The following is a 247-nucleotide window of genomic DNA, read 5'->3' as shown; positions in this document are numbered from 1 at the left end:
GTATGGCATCTGCAGCATGCATTATAGCTGAAATAGGAAGTGATATGTCTGTATTTCCAACAGAAAAGCACTTGAGTTCATGGGCTGGTTTATGTCCTAAAAATAATGAGAGTGCAGGTAAAAAAAAAGAAGTAGCATCAAGTCTGGAAATCCGTGGTTAAGATCTATATTGTGTGAATGTGCATGGGCTTCGATAAAAAAGAAAGATAGTAGATTTAAGAATAAATACTGGAGTATGGTTCCGAGG

Annotated in this window: 2 protein-coding genes; both read left to right on the top strand. The window is 36.8% G+C overall.

The genetic code is table 11. The features are described from left to right. Positions 1-2 precede the first annotated feature (2 nt). Positions 3-161 carry a transposase gene (locus K0040_RS21910; RefSeq protein WP_369123752.1) on the top strand — a complete coding sequence of 53 codons (159 nt, stop codon included), beginning with the start codon at positions 3-5 and terminating at the stop codon, positions 159-161. Between the two features lie 8 nt (positions 162-169). Further along, a partial coding sequence (locus K0040_RS21905; protein WP_265588956.1) for a hypothetical protein occupies positions 170-247 on the top strand: 78 nt, incomplete at its 3' end.

It is taken from the genome of Terrisporobacter petrolearius (genome assembly GCF_020748185.1).
GTDB classification, from domain to species: domain Bacteria; phylum Bacillota; class Clostridia; order Peptostreptococcales; family Peptostreptococcaceae; genus Terrisporobacter; species Terrisporobacter petrolearius.
Note: the sequence above shows the minus strand (reverse complement) of the source record. Positions and strands in the feature narration are given on the sequence as shown.